The sequence below is a fragment of the Arthrobacter sp. zg-Y916 genome, from assembly GCF_020907385.1.
In the GTDB taxonomy this organism is placed as follows: Bacteria; Actinomycetota; Actinomycetes; order Actinomycetales; family Micrococcaceae; genus Arthrobacter_B; species Arthrobacter_B caoxuetaonis.
In genome coordinates, this window is sequence record NZ_JAJJOD010000006.1 from 356,057 (window position 1) to 372,483 (window position 16,427).

14 protein-coding genes are annotated in these 16,427 nt (G+C 65.4%); 7 read left to right on the forward strand and 7 right to left on the reverse strand.

Annotation, left to right across the window (positions count from 1 at the left end; genetic code table 11):
* The first annotated feature begins 140 nt into the window (after nucleotides 1–140).
* Genes LOC59_RS11730 through LOC59_RS11740 form a run of 3 tightly spaced genes read left to right on the forward strand, consistent with a single transcriptional unit; the run spans nucleotide 141 to nucleotide 3,208 of the window.
* Nucleotides 141–1,136: a Bug family tripartite tricarboxylate transporter substrate binding protein gene (locus LOC59_RS11730; protein ID WP_229972092.1), complete on the forward strand. Its 996-nt coding sequence runs from the start codon at nucleotides 141–143 to the stop codon at nucleotides 1,134–1,136.
* 4 nt (nucleotides 1,137–1,140) lie between these two features.
* Nucleotides 1,141–1,677: a tripartite tricarboxylate transporter TctB family protein gene (locus LOC59_RS11735; protein WP_229972094.1), complete on the forward strand. Its 537-nt coding sequence runs from the start codon at nucleotides 1,141–1,143 to the stop codon at nucleotides 1,675–1,677.
* Entirely contained in the window at nucleotides 1,670–3,208 is a 1,539-nt protein-coding gene (locus LOC59_RS11740; protein WP_229972096.1) for a tripartite tricarboxylate transporter permease, read from the forward strand. The genes LOC59_RS11735 and LOC59_RS11740 overlap by 8 nt, the downstream gene beginning before the upstream one ends.
* Nucleotides 3,209–3,276: 68 nt before the next feature.
* On the opposite strand, the gene LOC59_RS11745 is transcribed toward LOC59_RS11740, so the two are convergent.
* Genes LOC59_RS11745 through LOC59_RS11760 form a run of 4 tightly spaced genes read right to left on the reverse strand, consistent with a single transcriptional unit; the run spans nucleotide 3,277 to nucleotide 7,383 of the window.
* Nucleotides 3,277–4,074: an ABC transporter permease gene (locus LOC59_RS11745; RefSeq protein WP_227916358.1), complete on the reverse strand. Its 798-nt coding sequence runs from the start codon at nucleotides 4,072–4,074 to the stop codon at nucleotides 3,277–3,279.
* 10 nt (nucleotides 4,075–4,084) lie between these two features.
* The gene (locus LOC59_RS11750; protein WP_227895262.1) at nucleotides 4,085–5,011 is read right to left on the reverse strand and encodes an ABC transporter permease; all 927 of its coding nucleotides are present in this window, start codon (nucleotides 5,009–5,011) and stop codon (nucleotides 4,085–4,087) included.
* Nucleotides 5,011–6,165: an ABC transporter ATP-binding protein gene (locus LOC59_RS11755; protein ID WP_227916356.1), complete on the reverse strand. Its 1,155-nt coding sequence runs from the start codon at nucleotides 6,163–6,165 to the stop codon at nucleotides 5,011–5,013. The genes LOC59_RS11750 and LOC59_RS11755 overlap by 1 nt, the downstream gene beginning before the upstream one ends.
* A gap of 3 nt (nucleotides 6,166–6,168) precedes the next feature.
* Nucleotides 6,169–7,383, reverse strand: coding sequence for an ABC transporter substrate-binding protein (locus tag LOC59_RS11760; RefSeq protein WP_227895264.1), 1,215 nt, complete (start codon nucleotides 7,381–7,383; stop codon nucleotides 6,169–6,171).
* A 250-nt stretch (nucleotides 7,384–7,633) separates the two neighbouring features.
* Between LOC59_RS11760 and LOC59_RS11765 the strand changes: the two genes are divergently transcribed.
* Genes LOC59_RS11765 through LOC59_RS11775 form a run of 3 tightly spaced genes read left to right on the forward strand, consistent with a single transcriptional unit; the run spans nucleotide 7,634 to nucleotide 10,885 of the window.
* Complete coding sequence (locus LOC59_RS11765) at nucleotides 7,634–8,098, forward strand: Lrp/AsnC family transcriptional regulator (RefSeq protein ID WP_227895265.1); 465 nt, start codon at nucleotides 7,634–7,636, stop codon at nucleotides 8,096–8,098.
* Nucleotides 8,095–9,498 (forward strand): aspartate aminotransferase family protein, encoded by a 1,404-nt coding sequence (locus tag LOC59_RS11770; RefSeq protein ID WP_227895266.1) that lies wholly within the window; start codon nucleotides 8,095–8,097, stop codon nucleotides 9,496–9,498. The genes LOC59_RS11765 and LOC59_RS11770 overlap by 4 nt, the downstream gene beginning before the upstream one ends.
* 1 nt (nucleotide 9,499) lies before the next feature.
* Nucleotides 9,500–10,885 carry an NAD(P)/FAD-dependent oxidoreductase gene (locus tag LOC59_RS11775; RefSeq protein ID WP_229972099.1) on the forward strand — a complete coding sequence of 462 codons (1,386 nt, stop codon included), beginning with the start codon at nucleotides 9,500–9,502 and terminating at the stop codon, nucleotides 10,883–10,885.
* A gap of 3 nt (nucleotides 10,886–10,888) precedes the next feature.
* Here the strand turns inward: LOC59_RS11775 and LOC59_RS11780 are convergent, their stop codons facing one another.
* Nucleotides 10,889–12,481 carry an ABC transporter permease gene (locus LOC59_RS11780; RefSeq protein WP_229972101.1) on the reverse strand — a complete coding sequence of 531 codons (1,593 nt, stop codon included), beginning with the start codon at nucleotides 12,479–12,481 and terminating at the stop codon, nucleotides 10,889–10,891.
* On the reverse strand, nucleotides 12,478–13,386 hold the full coding sequence (locus tag LOC59_RS11785) for an ABC transporter ATP-binding protein (protein ID WP_229972110.1): 909 nt from the start codon (nucleotides 13,384–13,386) through the stop codon (nucleotides 12,478–12,480). Before LOC59_RS11785 ends, LOC59_RS11780 begins: the two co-directional genes overlap by 4 nt.
* 307 nt (nucleotides 13,387–13,693) lie before the next feature.
* Between LOC59_RS11785 and LOC59_RS11790 the strand changes: the two genes are divergently transcribed.
* On the forward strand, nucleotides 13,694–14,710 hold the full coding sequence (locus LOC59_RS11790; RefSeq protein WP_229972112.1) for a zinc-dependent alcohol dehydrogenase: 1,017 nt from the start codon (nucleotides 13,694–13,696) through the stop codon (nucleotides 14,708–14,710).
* 25 nt (nucleotides 14,711–14,735) lie between these two features.
* Here the strand turns inward: LOC59_RS11790 and LOC59_RS11795 are convergent, their stop codons facing one another.
* Nucleotides 14,736–16,352, reverse strand: coding sequence for a PucR family transcriptional regulator ligand-binding domain-containing protein (locus LOC59_RS11795; RefSeq protein ID WP_229972114.1), 1,617 nt, complete (start codon nucleotides 16,350–16,352; stop codon nucleotides 14,736–14,738).
* Between the last annotated feature and the right edge of the window lie 75 nt (nucleotides 16,353–16,427).

The following is a 16,427-nucleotide window of genomic DNA, read 5'->3' on the forward strand; positions in this document are numbered from 1 at the left end:
GGATTTCGCGGACGTGTCCAGCAGTGACCATAAAGACCAATACCTCCGCTATGACCAGATGCTTCTCCCCTTACCGGAGTGTTCCTAGTCTGAGACGGCACGCGTGGTGATCCGCATCACGCCCGAGAAAGGAAACCCTCATGTTGCTCAACCGCGCAATGACGCGCCGTTCAGCGCTGGCTGCCGCCGCTGCCGGCGCCGTCCTGGTCCTAGGAGCCTGCGGAGCCTCCGGCGGCACTGCCTCCGACGGCGGAATCGACCGCCTCAACATCATCGTCCCGGCAGATCCGGGCGGCGGCTGGGACCAGACGGGCCGCGCCATCCAGTCCGACCTGCAGGAAAACGACCTTGTCGGCAACGCATCCGTTCAGAACATCGGCGGCGCGGGAGGCACCAACGGCCTCGCCAAGCTTGCCACGGAGAAGAACGCCAACACACTGATGGTCATGGGTTACGTGATGGTCGGTGCCGTCGAGACGAATAACGCCGCCAACCGGATCGAGGACACCACACCAATCGCCCGGCTCACGGAAGAGCAGCTGGTTGTAGTTGTGCCGGCGGAATCGGAGTTCCAGACCGTCGATGACCTCCTGGAGGCTATCCGTGAGGACGGACAGGGCGTTTCCATCACCGGCGGCTCCGCCGGCGGAGCGGATCATATCCTGGCAGGTTCCATGCTGAAGGCGGCAGATATTGATCCCGGGAACCTGAACTACATCCCCTATTCCGGTGGCGGAGAATCCCTCGCAGCCCTCCTGGGCAACAAGGTCAATGCCGGCATTTCCGGTGTTGGTGAATACGCCGAGCAGGTCAAGGCAGGCAAGCTGCGCGCCCTGGCCGTCTCCGGCAAGGAAGCCGCTGCCCAGCTCCCCGATGTCAAGCCGCTCAGCGAACAGGGCGTGGACGTTGTTCTCACCAACTGGCGCGGCGTCGTCGCTCCCGGGTCCATCGACGAGGCGCAGGCCGAAGCCCTTACCCAGCTGGTCACCGACCTTCACGGCACCGAGGCCTGGGCCGCCACCCTCGAGGAGAACAACTGGACCGACGCTTTCCTCACGGGGGAAGACTTCCAGCAGTTCCTCACCGAGGACATTGCCACGGTCAAGACCACGCTGACCGACATCGGACTGCTCTAATCCCATGGCTGCTCAGCCGATAGCGCCCGGAGCGGGCCGGATGGCTCTCTCCGGGCGCGTGGGGGAACTGCTCTTCGCGGCAGCCGTGCTCAGCTTGGGCGTCACTGGTTTCGTGGCCGGGGCGGGCATCCAGACGCCCCCTTCGGCCAGCGACATCGGGCCCCGGGCTTTCCCTTACCTCGTTTCGGGTCTCCTTGTCCTCGTTGGTGCGGCCCTGGTCGTCCAGGTGCTGCGCGGGCGGACCGGGGACGCCGAGGAAGGCGAGGACATCGATCCCGATGTCCCGACCGACTGGACCGCGCTCGCCAAGCTGGCCGGGTTCCTGGTGCTGCACATCATTCTTATTGCTCCCCTGGGCTGGCCCGTTGCCGCTGCTGTCCTGTTCTTCGGGGTCAGCTGGTCCCTGGGCGCAGCGTCGTGGGCCCGCAGCCTCCTGATAGGAGCCGTGCTGGCCCTGCTGCTCCAAATCGGTTTCGCCGGACTCCTCGGTGTTTCGCTGCCAGCAGGAATCCTGCAGGGGGTGCCGTTCCTCAATGGATAACTTCATGCACCTCCTGGAGGGATTCGCAGTAGCGGCCCAGCCGGTCTATCTGCTCTACGCGCTCGGAGGCGTGCTGATCGGCACGGCTGTCGGTGTGCTTCCGGGCATCGGGCCAGCCATGACAGTGGCCCTGCTGATGCCCATTACGTACTCCCTGGATCCAACGGCCGCCATCATCGTTTTCGCCGGTATTTATTACGGCGGCATGTACGGCGGATCCACAACGTCCATCCTGCTGAACACACCCGGTGAATCGGCGTCCATTGTCACAGCCCTTGAGGGCAACAAAATGGCCAAGGCCGGCCGCGGAGCCGCTGCCCTGGCCACAGCGGCCATCGGCTCCTTCATCGCCGGCACGCTGGCGACCATTGCGCTGACATTTGTTGCCCCCTATATAGCCGAGTTTGCGGTGCGCATCGGGCCGGTGGAGTACGTCGCCCTGATGGTCGTCGCCTTCCTCACGGTCGGCGCGCTCCTGGGCGCGTCCGTGCTGCGGGGACTGGCTTCGCTGGGCATCGGACTCTTTGTCGCCGTCGTCGGGGTGGACCAGCTGACGGCACAGCAGCGCTATACCTTTGGCAGCGCCTTCCTCGCGGACGGCGTCGACGTGGTGCTCGTGGCCGTGGGACTCTTTGCGGTCGGTGAAGCCTTCTACGTCGCGTCGCGTCTGCGGCACGGAGCGGTGGAAGTCATTCCTGTGACAGGACGATGGAACACGTGGATGCGGCGCGAAGACTGGAGCCGTTCCTGGAAGCCCTGGCTCAGGGGCACGGCAATCGGCTTCCCGGTAGGGACTATTCCCGCCGGCGGAGCCGACGTCGCCACCTTCCTCTCCTATGCCTCCGAGCGGAAGCTCGCCAAGGGCAAGCGCAAGGCACAGTTCGGAAGGGGTGCCATTGAAGGCGTCGCCGGGCCGGAGGCGGCGAACAATGCAGCGGCCGCCGGTGTCCTGGTGCCGCTGTTGACCCTGGGCATCCCCACCACTGCGACAGCTGCCATGATGCTGGTGGCGTTCCAGCGGTACCAGATCCAGCCCGGGCCGCTGCTGTTCGAGAACGAGAGCGCACTGGTGTGGGCGCTCATTGCCAGCCTGTACGTGGGAAACCTGATGCTGCTGGTCCTGAACCTGCCGCTGGTGGGAATGTGGGTGAAGATCCTTCAGATCCCGCGGCCGTACCTTTATGCGGGCATTCTGGTGTTCGCCGCGCTCGGCGCGTACTCGGTGAACTTCACCAGCGCGGACGTCGTGATGCTTTTGGTGATCGGTGTGCTGGGCTTCTTCATGCGCCGCTACGGCTACCCGATCGCTCCGCTGGTGGTGGGGCTGATCCTCGGTCCGATCTTCGAAAACCAGCTGCGCCGGTCACTGGCTATCTCCCAGGGCGACCCCCTGGCCTTGGTCCAGTCCCCCATCGCAGCCGGGATCTACGTCTCGCTCATCGTGATCTTCGGTTTGTCCTTCTGGATGCGCCGCCGGCAGCGCGTCCTGGAGGCAGCGGTCCTGCCCCAAGAGCGGGGCGTGAGCGCCTAGCAACCGGAAAAACAAGGGGCGCCCGCCGGGTTCGGCGGGCGCCCCTTGTTTCCGGACCGGACGCGTGGCTACCGGGCTGCGAGCATCTTGGCCCGGCGGTGGGACAGGACCTGGCCGCCGATGACGACCAGCAGGGCAACGATGAACATTGCCGAACCAATCACGTTGGCCTGGGCCGGGATGCCGCGGGTCGCCGCAACGTAGATGAACTTGGGGAAGGTATCCAGGTTGCCTGAATTGAAGTTGGTGATGATGAAGTCATCGAAGCTCATGGCGAAGGCCAGCAGTGCAGCCGCCACGATGCCCGGCAGCAGCAGCGGGAACGTGACCCGCCAGAATGCCTGGATCGGCGAGGCGTACAGGTCCCCGGCCGCTTCCTCCAGCTTCGGGTCCAGGCTCGCAACACGTGCCTTGACGGTCACCACCACGAAGGAGATGCAGAAGATGGAGTGGGCAATGATGACGGTGCCCATCCCCAGTTCAGCGCCGATGTTCAGGAACTGCGAGAGCAGCGAAGCGCCCAGCACAACCTCCGGCGTAGCCAGCGGCAGGAAGATGAGCATGTTCGCCGTCGCGTTGAACTTGAAGCGGTACCGGACCAGCCCGACAGCGATTGCCGTGCCGAGCGTGGTGGAAATCAGGGTGGCCGCCAGGCCCACCTGCAGGCTGTTGCCCAGTGCTTCACAGACGCCTGGAGCACCGCAGGGGTTTTTCCAGTTGTCCAGCGTGAAGCCGCGCCAGCTCAGGTTGGTGCGTCCGGCGTCGTTGAACGAGAAAGCGAAGACGTAAAAGATCGGAACCAGGAGGAAAAGGAAGGCCAGTCCTCCGAACACCGGCACAAACCAGCGGCCTATTTTCTGTTTCATATGTGGTTCCTTACATCAGTTCTTTGGTGCCAAAACGCCGGACATACAGGATCACCAGGAACAGGATGGCGAGCATCAGCAGGAAGGACAGGGCGGAGGCGCCCGGGTAGTCCACCACCCGGAAGAACCGGGAGTCGATGACCTGGCCGATCATGGTGGTGTTCTGGTTATTGCCCAGCAGGGCCGCGTTCACGTAGTCGCCCGTGGCGGGGATAAATGTGAGCAGCGTTCCGGCCATCACGCCCGGCAGCGAGAGCGGGAAGGTGATCTTGCGGAAGGTCGTGAAACCGTTCGCGTACAGGTCCCCGCCCGCCTCGATCAGCCGGGTGTCCAGCCGTTCAAGGTTGGCGTAGATGGGCAGCGTCATGAAGGGCAGGAAGTTGTACGTCAGGCCGCAGACCACGGCGAACGCCGTCGCCGTGAGCCGTCCGTCGTCGGGAAGCAGGGACACTGCCCGCAGGACCGAAACCACCGGACCTTCATCCGCCAGGATCTGCTTCCAGGCCTGCGTGCGCAGGATGAAGCTGGTGAAGAAGGGCGCGATGATGAGCACCAGCAGGATGCCCTTGAGCAGTTTGCGGTCCCGGAGGCGCACAGCCACCAGGTAAGCCATCGGATAACCGATGACCAGTGCCGCAATTGTGGCAATCAGGGCGAAGCCAAAGGAACGCAGCACCGCCGGCCAGTAGTTCTGCAGGACAACCACATAGTTGCCGAACTCAAGGGCCGGAACGAACTGTCCGACGTCGGCGCCTTCAGGCTTGATGTACAGCGACGTGGCCAGCAGCGAGATGACCGGCATCGCAAAGAAAAGCAGCAGGAAAATGAATCCCGGCAGGATCAGGAAATAACCGATCCGTCCGCGCCGTTTGCTGGCTTCCTCCTCAGCTGCGCTGACCCCTGTTCCGGCTGTCTTGCCCGCCGTCAGGAGCGCCATTAGAGGCCGTCCTCGCCGGCTCCGGCTTCCCGGTCCTCGCTGCCGCTGAGACCAAAGGCGTGGGCAGGATCCCAGGCCAGGCGGACCTTGTCCCCGTCGTCGAAGAGTGCTCCGCCGTGGTTCTGGCTAAAGACGCCCACGGTGCCGATGCCCTCGGCGTCGACCAGGTATTCGGTGCTCGCTCCGGTGAAGGACGCATCCAGCACGACTCCGCGGATCGAGCCTTCCGCGGGGGCAGCGCTCTCACCAACCATGCTGAGTTTCTCCGGGCGGATACCCACCAGGATCTTGCCGCTGTGGTCCGCGGCCCTGTCCTTGAGGATGGTGAGCTCATTCCCGGCGATGTTGATCCGGAGGAACTCACCCGCGTCACCGGTGACCGTTGCGGGCATGAGGTTGGACTTGCCCAGGAAGTTCGCGACAAAAGCGGTTCGCGGAAGTTCGTACAGTTCCTGCGGCGGGCCCATCTGCTCGACCTTGCCATGGTTCATGACGGCCACGGTGTCAGCCATGGTCATGGCCTCTTCCTGGTCGTGCGTGACGTGGACGAAGGTCAGTCCCACCTCGGTCTGGATTTTCTTCAGTTCCACCTGCATCTGCCGGCGGAGCTTCATGTCCAGGGCACCCAGCGGTTCATCCAGGAGCAGCACGGCGGGACGGTTCACGACGGCGCGGGCCAGGGCCACGCGCTGCTGTTGGCCGCCGGACAGCTGTGCCGGACGGCGGGCTGCCAGATGGCCCAGTTCAACCAGTTCCAGCGCTGCCTTGGCCTGCACCTCAGCATCGCGGATCTTCCGGCGCTTGAGTCCGAAAGACACGTTGTCCAGAACGCTCATATGCGGAAAGAGCGCGTAATTCTGGAAAACCGTGTTGACGGGACGCTGGTACGGGCTGGTGCCGGTGATGTCCTTGCCGCCGATGCTGATGCTGCCGGCAGTGGGCTGTTCCAGGCCGGCGACCATCCGCAGCGTCGTCGTCTTCCCGCAGCCTGACGGGCCAAGGAGGGCGAAGAAGGACCCCGACGGGATCACGAGGTCAAGGTTGTCCACGGCAGTGAATTCGGTGAAGCGTTTAGTGATGCCGGACAGGACAAGGTCCGCCCCGGACCCCTCGGCCGCGGCTCCGGGGTTCCGGGAAAGCTCGGTGGTGCTCATCTATCAGTTTCCGATCGCAGTCTGGAACCGGTCGTTGAAATCGGTCTCTTCGTCGGGGGTCAGCGTGCGGATAACGTGCGCGTTCGCCAGGTATTCGTCAGTCGGGAAGATCAGCGGGTTCTCCACCAATTCCGGATCAATGGATTCCATGGCTTCCCGGGCACCTTCAACGGGGCAGATGTAGTTCACGTACGCGGCGACGGTGGCCGCGTTGACCGGGTCGAAGTAGTAGTCCATGAGGCGCTCGGCGTTGGCCTTGTGCGGCGAACCGATCGGAACCAGCATGTTGTCGGACCACAGGGTGCCTCCGGCCTCCGGAATGGCGAACTCCCACTTGTCGCCCTCTTCGAAGTTCAGCTGCGTGATGTCACCGGACCAGCCGATCACGGCAAGCGCGTCGCCGGAGATGAGGTCTTCCTTGTAGGAGTTGCCCTTGACCTGGCGGATCTGGCCGTCGGCAATCTGCTTGGAGAGCACGTCCAGTGCATTCTCGAACTCGTCCTCGCCCCAGTCCCCGGTGATGTCCACGCCGTTGTCCATCATGAGCAGGCCCATGGTGTCCAGCATTTCGTCCAGGACCTCCACACGGCCCTTGAGCTCGGGCTGCCAGAGATCGGAGACGGACTTCAGGCCCTTGGGGAAGGCTTCCTTGTTCCAGACGATTCCGCCGAAGCCGGACTGCCAGGTGAGTGAGTGCTTGCGTCCGGGATCGAAGTCCACGTTCTTCAGGTTCGGGAGCAGGTTCTTGGAATTGGGGATGTTCGCCAGGTCCAGTTCCTGGGTGTAACCGAGGCGGATCAGGCGTGCGGCCATCCAGTCGGTCAGTGTGACGATGTCCTGGCCGATGTCCTGGCCCGAGGAAAGCTGGGCCTGGACCTTGCCGAAGTAGGAGTCGTTGCCGTCCACGTCCTCGGAGTAGTTCGCCTCGATCCCGGTGGCGGCGCTGAAGGCCTCAAGCGACGGGTACTTCTGCGTTGAGTCGTCGTAGTCCAGGTACAGGGTCCAGTTCGCCCAGTTCACGACCTTCTCGGAATCGGAGAGGTCCGCGGCAGCACTGGGCTTGGACGAGGCCCCGCCGCTGGTGCCGCCGCCGGTACCGCAGGCCGCCAACATGCCGGCAAGGGAGAGCCCGCCGGCTCCCATGAGCAGCTTCCGCCGCGAGAGCTGGGCGTTGACGATACTCCGTAGCATCGGGTCGTTCACGGGGCGCTTCGACATAGGGGGCTCCTTGCTGGCACTACTTGCACTGCGGACGGGTGTTGTTTGGTCGATATTGCCATGGCGAAATCCGCATGGACAAGGTTTTCGTTGTAAAAGTTTTGTTACGCCGCTGTTTCCAATCAAACATCCGCAATCCATCAACGGTTTCCGTTCCAAAAGCCCTTGATTTCGAACGAAATAAAAGATTGAATGACTAGCACTTACACGCCGTAAGCTTCCCAATCCGCACCCGGAGGTGAAAATAGCCGTGGAATCCGCATCAGGACACCATTTGGTCGACGAAACCTCCAAAGCCATCATCGAGCAGCTTCAGGAGGACGGCCGCCGCTCGTACGCGGCAATCGGAAAGGCCGTCGGCCTGTCCGAGGCTGCGGTGAGGCAGCGGGTCCAGAAGCTGACGGACAGCGGCGTGATGCAGATCGTGGCCGTGACCGATCCCATGCAGCTGGGCTTCCCCCGGCAGGCGATGCTGGGCATCAAGGTCCACAACGACGTCCTGGCCGTGGCAGACCGGATAGCGGCAATCGACAAGGTTGACTACTGCGTCGTCACCGCCGGCTCGTTCGATCTGCTGGCCGAAGTGGTGTGCGAAAACGACCAGGACCTCCTGCTGCTCGTCAACAGGTTCCGCAGCATCCCGGGCGTTACAAGCACCGAAACCTTTATGTACCTCTCCCTGCGCAAGCAGGCCTACAACTGGGGCACCAGATGACCGAAACAACTGTTCACTCTTCCTCCACGACCCCGCGCGGAACGGACCGCCAGCAGGCGGCACGCGACCATCTGTGGATGCACATGGCCCGCCATTCCGGACCGGTCTCCGGCGGAAATGTTCCGATTATTACGCGCGGCAAGGGCCACCACATCTATGACGACCGCGGCCATGAACTCATTGACGGCCTGGCCGGGCTCTTCACCGTCCAGGTGGGCCACGGCCGCGAAGAGCTGGCGGAGGCTGCCGCGCGCCAGTCCCGCGAGCTGAGCTTCATGCCGCTCTGGTCCTACGCCCATCCCCCGGCCATCGATCTGGCCGAACGCCTCGCGGCCGGAGCGCCCGGCGACCTGAACCGGGTCTTCTTCACCACCGGCGGCGGCGACTCCGTGGAGTCCGCCTGGAAACTGGCGAAGCAGTTCTTCAAGCTCACGGGCAAGCCCACCAAGCACAAGGTGATCTCCCGTGCCGTCGCCTACCACGGCACCCCGCAGGGCGCCCTTTCCATCACCGGCATCCCGGACATGAAGTCGGCCTTCGAGCCGCTCGTTCCCGGCGCCTTCCGCGTGCCGAACACCAACCAGTACCGTGCTCCCGCAGGACTGGAGGATCCGGAGGCCTTCGGCCGCTGGGCCGCGGACCGCATCGGCGAGGCCATTGAATTCGAAGGACCGGACACCGTGGCGGCCGTCTTCCTGGAGCCGGTGCAGAACTCGGGCGGCTGCTTCCCGCCTCCCCCCGGCTACTTCAAGCGCGTGCGGGAAATCTGCGACCAGTACGACGTCCTGCTGGTTTCGGACGAGACCATCTGCGCCTTCGGCCGGGTCGGCTCCATGTTCGCCTCCACCGATTTCGACTACGTGCCGGACATCATCACCTGCGCCAAGGGCATCACCAGCGGCTACGCACCGCTGGGTGCAATGATCGCCTCGGACCGCCTGTTTGAACCGTTCACCAAGGGCGACACCACGTTCTACCACGGCTACACCTTCGGCGGGCACCCGGTCTCCGCCGCCGTCGCCATGGCTAACCTGGACATCTTCGAGGCAGAGGACCTGAACAACCGCGTCAAGACGAACGCACCGGCCTTCCGCGCCACGCTGGAGAAGTTGAAGGACCTGCCGATCGTCGGCGACGTGCGCGGCGAGGGCTACTTCTACGGCATCGAACTGGTCAAGGACAAGGCCACTAAGGAGACGTTCTCCGACGCCGAGTCGGAGCGTCTGCTGCGCGGCTACGTTTCCACGGCACTGTACGACGCCGGACTGTACTGCCGTGCCGATGACCGGGGCGATCCCGTCATCCAGCTCGCACCGCCGCTGACCATCGGCCAGCCGGAATTCGACCAGATCGAATCGATCCTGCGCTCCGTGCTCACAGAAGGACTGAACCACCTCTGACATGGACAGCTCCACAGCCCCGGTAAACGGCAATGTCTCATTCTGGTACGCGGCGACCGGCCTGCCGGACCCCCGTCCCGGCCTTGAGGGAGACTCCAACGCCGACGTCGTCATTGTTGGTGCCGGTTACACGGGGCTGTGGACTGCGTACTACCTGAAGAAGGCGCGCCCCGACCTGTCGGTAGTGGTCCTGGAATCGCGGTTTGCCGGGTTTGGGGCCTCCGGGCGGAACGGCGGATGGCTGACCAACTCCATCAGCGGCGGACGCGGCCAGTACGTCACATCCCACGGCCGGGCCGTCGTCGGGCGGTTCCAGGAACTGCTCAACGACACGGTGGATGAAGTGATCGGCGCCGCGGCGGCCGAGGGCATCGACGCGTCCATCGTGAAGGGCGGGGAACTGAACGTCGCCCGCAACGAAGCCCAGCTTCGGCGGCTGCATGCCTTGGCCGCGGAGGAAGCGGCCTGGCCCGAGGCAGGTACCCGGCTGCTCGACGCCGGCGAAACTGCCGAACGCCTGCGGATTGCCGGGGCGCTGGGCAGCATCCACCATCCGCACTGCGCGCGCATCAATCCGGCGCGGCTGGTCCGCGGATTGGCTGACGCCGTCGAACGCCTGGGCGTACCCATCCTTGAGGGCACCACGGTGACGGAGATCCGGCCCGGCGCCGCCGTGACCAACCGCGGAACGGTGTCGGCCAGGTACATCCTCCGGGCCACCGAAGGGTTTACCGCCAGCTTGCGCGGGCATCACCGGGCCTGGCTGCCGATGAACTCGTCCATGATTGCCACCGAACCGCTCCCGGACGCTGTCTGGGACGAGATTGGCTGGAACTCCATGGACACTGTCGCTGACATGGCCCATGCCTACATGTACGCCCAGCGCACGGCTGACGGACGGATCGCCCTGGGCGGACGCGGAGTTCCCTACCGGTTCGGTTCCCGCCTCGACACCGACGGCGCCACCCAGCCGGAAACGATCACCGCCCTCACCAAACTGCTGCGGGACATGTTCCCGGCTGCCGCCGGCGCCCGGATCGACCACGCCTGGGCCGGCGTGCTGGGTGTTCCCCGGGACTGGAAGGCAACCGTGGGCCTGGACCCGAAGACCGGTCTGGGCTGGGCCGGCGGCTACGTCGGAACCGGCGTCGCGGCCACCAACTTGGCCGGCCGCACCCTGCGGGACCTGATCCTGGAGCCCGGCAGCGAACTCACCACGATGCCTTGGGTCAACCGCAAGGTGCGGAACTGGGAGCCGGAGCCCCTGCGCTGGCTGGGCGTGAAGACCATGTACGCCGCCTACTACGCTGCGGACCGGGCTGAGAACAACGGCCGCCGCACGACGTCGCCCATCGCCAAGGCTGCGGATCTCGTGTCCGGGCGGTAGTGGTTACCGCGCCAGGTCGCGGCGCCGGAACCCGGCAAAGCCGGCCAGCACAAACACCGCAGTGACCGCGGTGACCCAGCCAAGCCCGCCCAGGTCCGGGAAATCCGAACCCACCGCGGGGACATGCCAGAACGGGCTGATACCCAGGGCCCAGTCCGGCAGCCGGAAACTTGGACCCAGAAGCGTCAATCCGAAGGAAAGCACCACACCGATCCACGCGGCGATGCTCACCTTCGGACGGACACCAACAACGAAGACCGAGACCGCAGCGGCTGTCCACACCGCCGGAACAGTCAGCGCCGCCTGCAGGAACGCATCGCCAAAGCTGACACCGGTGTCCGCCCCGGAGGCGATGGCAGCGACCATGGCACCGGCAAGGAGGGTCAGCAGCGCCGGCAGCACCAGCGCCGGCACAACGTTGGCGGCGTAATACCGGCTCCTGCCCAGCGGTGCGGCGAGGAGCGGCTCCAGCCTGTCCACCATTTCCTCGGAGCGTACTTTAAGCATGATCTGCACTCCGGCGACGGCTGCGATGATGCCCACCAGGCTCAGGATGGTCCGGATGAAGGACTTCGTCAGCTCGGCGGGCCCCACGGCACCGGCCGCGAGCAGCGCCTGGACCGCCGGGTTGGACCCAATCAGGTCCGTGACCGACGTCGACAGATAGCCAAACACCGTACCCAGGACCAGGAAGGCGACCGCCCAGGTGAACGCCGTCGCCCCGTTCAGCCGCAGGGCCAGGGCCCATGCTCCGCGCAGCCGTCCGTACGCCGGACCGGGCCTGGGGGAAATAACGCCCTGGCCAAAGTCGCGGCGGAACTGGAAGAAAAACGCGCAGGAAACCAGGACCACGGTGAGTGCGACCGCCGGGAGGAGCGGCCACCATGTATTCGTATCTGCCGGGCGGGTCTGGCTGATCCAGCCGAGGGGATTAACCCACGCGGTCCACTTTGGAGCTTCGAGCGCTTCCAGGATCCCCCGCGCCAGGTACAGGACCCCGAGGACGCTGACGGCGACGCTGTTGGCGGTGTGCGCTTCAGAGGCGAGCTGGGCTGCTACAGCTGCGACACCGGTGAACAGCCATCCGGTGGCCGTGAAGGTGGCGCCAAGCAGCATCGAGGCTTCCCACGATCCGCCGCAAAGCCCGGTCACCACACCGGAAACAAGACCCAGGACCAGAGTCCCGAGCAGGGCCAGGAGAACCCCGGACATCAGCCGGGTTCCGCGGCCCATAACGCCCGAGGCGAGGAGCTCGGCCTGCCCTGAGTCCTCCTGGGCCCGGGTAGAGCGAGTGACGGAGAAGACCGCGGCAAGCCCGGCCAGGAAACCGCCCAGCGCCAGGCTGCGCCAGGCGTTGAACCCGTCGACCGTGAGGAGGTCATTCGCCCGGCCGAAGATAATGCTCAGGGCCGGATTGGAGCCGACGGTGAGGGCGAGGGCCGCGCGTTCGGACTCCGTGGGGAAGATCCAGGGATAGACCAGGACCGAAGACGCCGAGAGCGCCGTGACGATGGCAATCCAGGGCGCGAAGCTCCGGCCGTCGAAACGGAGGGAAGCCTTCAGCAGTGCCGGGGTTCCTGTCAGCTGGCTGCTCATGCTGCCTCAGGTCCCGTCTCGCCTTCATAGAGGCTCAGGAACAGGGTTTCGAGGGAGGGTGGCTCTACGCTCAGCGCCGTCAGACCCAGTGTGCTGAGGATGCCCATGGCTTGGTCGAGGTCGGCCGGTGCGACGGTGGCCGCGAGGTGGTTTCCGTCGACGCGCACGTCGTGAAGGCCCGGCACCGAGGCCGCATCGGCGGGCCGTTCCAGCGTGGCATGCACAGTGGTGCGGGCCGTGCCGCGCAGTTGCTCCAGTGTTCCGGTCCGGACGGTGGCACCCTCACGGATGATGCTCAGCCGGTCGGCCAGGTTTTCGACTTCGGCCAGGATGTGGCTGCTCAGCAGGACGGTGGCTCCGCGCCGCTTGGCTTCAAGGAGTTCTTCCTGGAAGACGTTCTCCATCAGCGGGTCCAGGCCGCTGGTCGGCTCGTCGAGGATCAGCAGTTCAACATTGGCTGCCAGTGCTGCCACCAGCGCGACCTTTTGCTTGTTGCCCTTGGAGTACTGCCTGCCGCGTTTGGTGGGATCCAGTTCGAAGCGCTCCAGCAGGTCTGCCCGGCGTTTGGCGTCCAGCCCCCCGCGCAATGAACCCAGGAGGTCGATTGCCTCGCCTCCGCTGATTCCCGGCCAGAGTGAAACATCACCGGGAACGTAGGCCAGGCGGCGGTGCAGCGCGACGACGTCGGACCAGGGGACGCTGCCCAGCAGATTGACCGTGCCGGCATCGGCCTTCAAGAGCCCCAGGAGCACCCGGATGGTGGTGGACTTTCCGGCCCCGTTCGGCCCGAGGAAGCCGTGGACCTCTCCCTGCCGGACCTGCAGGTCCAGTCCGTTGAGGGCGCTGAACTTCCCGAAGGACTTCCGGAGCCCTTCGACGTTGATTACCGGGCTGGACGCAGCCATGGGGTCCTCCTCTGTTCAGGTGCAGCACCGCTGCACAAAGGCTATTGGCTGCGGGCAGGCGGGGGGACCCTCCCACCGGAAAGCCGCGGCGATGTCCTGCAGCAGCTCCTCACGATCCATGCCCGGATCCAGTCCGATACGCACGATGCAGCCCTGCATGGCCGCCAGGATGGCGGTCGCGGTTTGCCGGGCGAGCAGAGCCGGATCGGAGCTTGTTTCAGCCGCCCGTGCCCGGGGGCGGCTCAGCAGCCGGAATAAAATAGGGATGAGGCGCCCAACGGCGCAGCACCCACAGAAGGAGTACAGAGTGAAGGCTGTTTACGTCACCGGTCCGGACCAGAACGAATGGGTAGAGGTTGACCAGCCGGTTCCCGGCCCCCGCGACGTCCTGCTGAAGATAAAAGCCTGCGGGATCTGCGGTTCTGATGCGATGTACAGCCAGGTGGGCGGCATTCCGCCCCGCCAGGGCGCAACACCGCTGGGGCACGAACCTGCAGCCGAAGTGGCCGAGGTCGGCTCTGAAGTTGAAGGCTTCGCCCCGGGTGACCACGTTGTCATCGACACCATGGCGTTCACTGACGGGCTGCTGGGCAGCGGCGGCGCCCAGGGTGCACTGTCGGAGTACGTAGTGGTTCGCGATGCTGTTCCCGGACGCCAGCTCAAGGTCATTCCCAAGGAGATTCCGTGGGAGGTGGCGGCACTCAACGAACCCATGGCGGTTGCTTACCATGCTGTGAACCGCACCGATCCCAAAGCCGGAGACAAAGTTGTCATCTTCGGCGCCGGACCGATCGGCCTGGGAGCAGTCCTCGGCTACCGCCGCCGCGGTGCCAGCCACATCGTAGTGGTGGACATCATCCCGTCCCGGCTCGATAAGGCCCTGCACATCGGGGCCGACGCCGTCATCAACTCTGCCGAGGAAGACGTCGCAGCCCGCCTGGTGGAGCTGCACGGGGACGGATCCTCCATGATGGCGCGCGGAGTGCGTTCGGGCACTGACATCTTCCTCGATGCCGCCGGAGCCCCGGTCATCCCGCCGACCGTTGGCAGCGTCGCAAAACAGGGCGCCGTCTTTGGCGTTGTTGCGGTCCACAAGAAGCCGGTCGAGCTCGATTTCGGTTCAATCCTCACCACCGAACTCACGATCGTTTTTGCCATGGGTTATCCCACGGAAATCTTCGAGGTCACAGACGACATCATCGAAAACTGGCAGAAGTACGCCCTCATCATCAGCGACACCCTCCCCTTCGAGCGTGCCCTTGAAGCCCTGACGCTGGCGAAGACACCCGGCGCGGCAGACAAGGTAGTCGTCACCTTCGACTAGGCGTGCATCCCGCTGCCGGCGGGCCTTACCCGCCGGCCGGCAGCGACTGCAGCTGGTGCAGCAGCACTGCCACGTGCAGTGACGTCCGGGACTCGGGATCATCCAGGGACACCCCCAGCCTCGCTTCGAGCTTGGCAAGCCGGGCATAGAGGGTTGGCCGGCTGAGGTAGCCGCTGCGGGCCAGCTCGGTTTTGTTTCCGCCGCATTCAAGGAACCGCTGCAGGAGGGCAAGATCCTCCGCATCAAGGCCGCGCAGCTCGGCGTCGGCAAAGGAGACCGCGCGGGGATCCTCGCGCAGCAGCGCCAGGAGTCCGCGCAGGCGAACGTCCGTGGAACGGAAATAGCGGTTGGCGCCGGCGGCAAGGGTGCCCGCCGTCTGCGCCACATGCGCTGCCTCATCCAGGCCGGCAGCGGCGTCCGCCAGGCGGGACCTCGCCCGGCCGACGCCGGCAGTCCAGACCAGTTCTCCGGGCACCGCGGAGGTCCGCGCTGCGAGGTCTCCGCAGATCCGCTCGAGCAGGCTGTCCTCCAGCATCCGGGCCGGCAGCGCAAGGAGGACTGCCACCTGGCCGGTCTGCAGGGCCGCCGCGAGCGCGGTGTTCCGGGTCGCAGCCAACACGGCGTCCAGCATTTCCAGCAGCGCCCGCTCCTTGCGCTGCATGGACATGGGGTCCTTGCCCGACCCCGAATCAAGGTGCAGGACCAGGGGCAGGTACGCCGGGGACGGCTTCAGCCCCAGCGCGGAGGCACGGGAAAGCGCCTCGCCGTCGTCCTGGGTTCGGGACCCGCGCAGTTCATGGATCAGCCCGGCCTGCGCCTGCTGGGCCAGGCCGGCCTGATCCCGCTCCGCCAGCCGGTTGATGGACAGCGCCTGGCCGGCACGTTCCAGGACCATGGCTGCTTCGGCGGCCGCGGCCGGCTCCCGCGGAGCTCCCGGCAGCACCAGCCTGCCCCACTGCGTGCTGCCCAGGCCCACCGGCGTCTGCAGCCAGAGCCCGTCACCGGCGACCCTGGTCTCCGGATACCCGTGCACGGCCCGGGATCGGCGCTGCCAGTCCTGGAGGAGCTCCTGGGCGGGCAGCCCGGCTGCGGCGAAGGCCACCACCAGGTGCGAGCTGTCTTCCAGCACCACCGGAGCACCCAGCAGCTGCGAGGCGCGGTCCACGATCTCCTGCACCCCGGCGCTCTGCAGGCTGAGCATGGTGAAGACCTCGTGGACCTCCCGTGCCTTTTCCACCTGCTCCAGCTGCCGGGCGACGATGCGCCGGTGCACCACTTCGGTGACTTCCACGAACCTGATGGTGCGGTGCAGCCGGATGACCGGAAGTGTGGTCAGGGCGGCGGCTGCGGCCAGCGCAGCCGCGTCTGCCGGACGGCCGGCAGGAATCTCGACGATCACCCCGGCGGCTCCGGCGGCCTGCAGCCCGGCAAGGTACTCCCCCGCATCGCCGGGTGAAGCCCCGAACGCCAACCCGGTGGTGAGCACCAGCTCTCCGCCCTCCAGCAGGTCAGCAAGGCTGCGCAGTTCGGCGACGTGCACCCACCGCACCGCAGCATCCAGGGCACCGTGCCCGGAGAGAACCTCGGGCGCTCCCGCCCGGACGACGTCGAGCTCCAGGATCGCTTCCAAAGTCAGGCTCATGCCGCGAGTCTAGGCGGCTGCCGCTGACAGTGGTTTACGAATCGTAAAGATTTCTCGATATTTCCTGACAGGTCG

Excerpts from the sequence above, each read along its gene's own strand:
- LOC59_RS11730 (WP_229972092.1), top strand. The coding sequence starts at position 141 with ATGTTGCTCAACCGCGCAATGACGCGCCGTTCAGCGCTGGCTGCCGCC.
- LOC59_RS11735 (WP_229972094.1), top strand. The coding sequence starts at position 1,141 with ATGGCTGCTCAGCCGATAGCGCCCGGAGCGGGCCGGATGGCTCTCTCC.
- LOC59_RS11740 (WP_229972096.1), top strand. The coding sequence starts at position 1,670 with ATGGATAACTTCATGCACCTCCTGGAGGGATTCGCAGTAGCGGCCCAG.
- LOC59_RS11745 (WP_227916358.1), bottom strand. The coding sequence starts at position 4,074 with ATGAAACAGAAAATAGGCCGCTGGTTTGTGCCGGTGTTCGGAGGACTG.
- LOC59_RS11750 (WP_227895262.1), bottom strand. The coding sequence starts at position 5,011 with ATGGCGCTCCTGACGGCGGGCAAGACAGCCGGAACAGGGGTCAGCGCA.
- LOC59_RS11755 (WP_227916356.1), bottom strand. The coding sequence starts at position 6,165 with ATGAGCACCACCGAGCTTTCCCGGAACCCCGGAGCCGCGGCCGAGGGG.
- LOC59_RS11760 (WP_227895264.1), bottom strand. The coding sequence starts at position 7,383 with ATGTCGAAGCGCCCCGTGAACGACCCGATGCTACGGAGTATCGTCAAC.
- LOC59_RS11770 (WP_227895266.1), top strand. The coding sequence starts at position 8,095 with ATGACCGAAACAACTGTTCACTCTTCCTCCACGACCCCGCGCGGAACG.
- LOC59_RS11775 (WP_229972099.1), top strand. The coding sequence starts at position 9,500 with ATGGACAGCTCCACAGCCCCGGTAAACGGCAATGTCTCATTCTGGTAC.
- LOC59_RS11780 (WP_229972101.1), bottom strand. The coding sequence starts at position 12,481 with ATGAGCAGCCAGCTGACAGGAACCCCGGCACTGCTGAAGGCTTCCCTC.
- LOC59_RS11785 (WP_229972110.1), bottom strand. The coding sequence starts at position 13,386 with ATGGCTGCGTCCAGCCCGGTAATCAACGTCGAAGGGCTCCGGAAGTCC.
- LOC59_RS11795 (WP_229972114.1), bottom strand. The coding sequence starts at position 16,352 with ATGAGCCTGACTTTGGAAGCGATCCTGGAGCTCGACGTCGTCCGGGCG.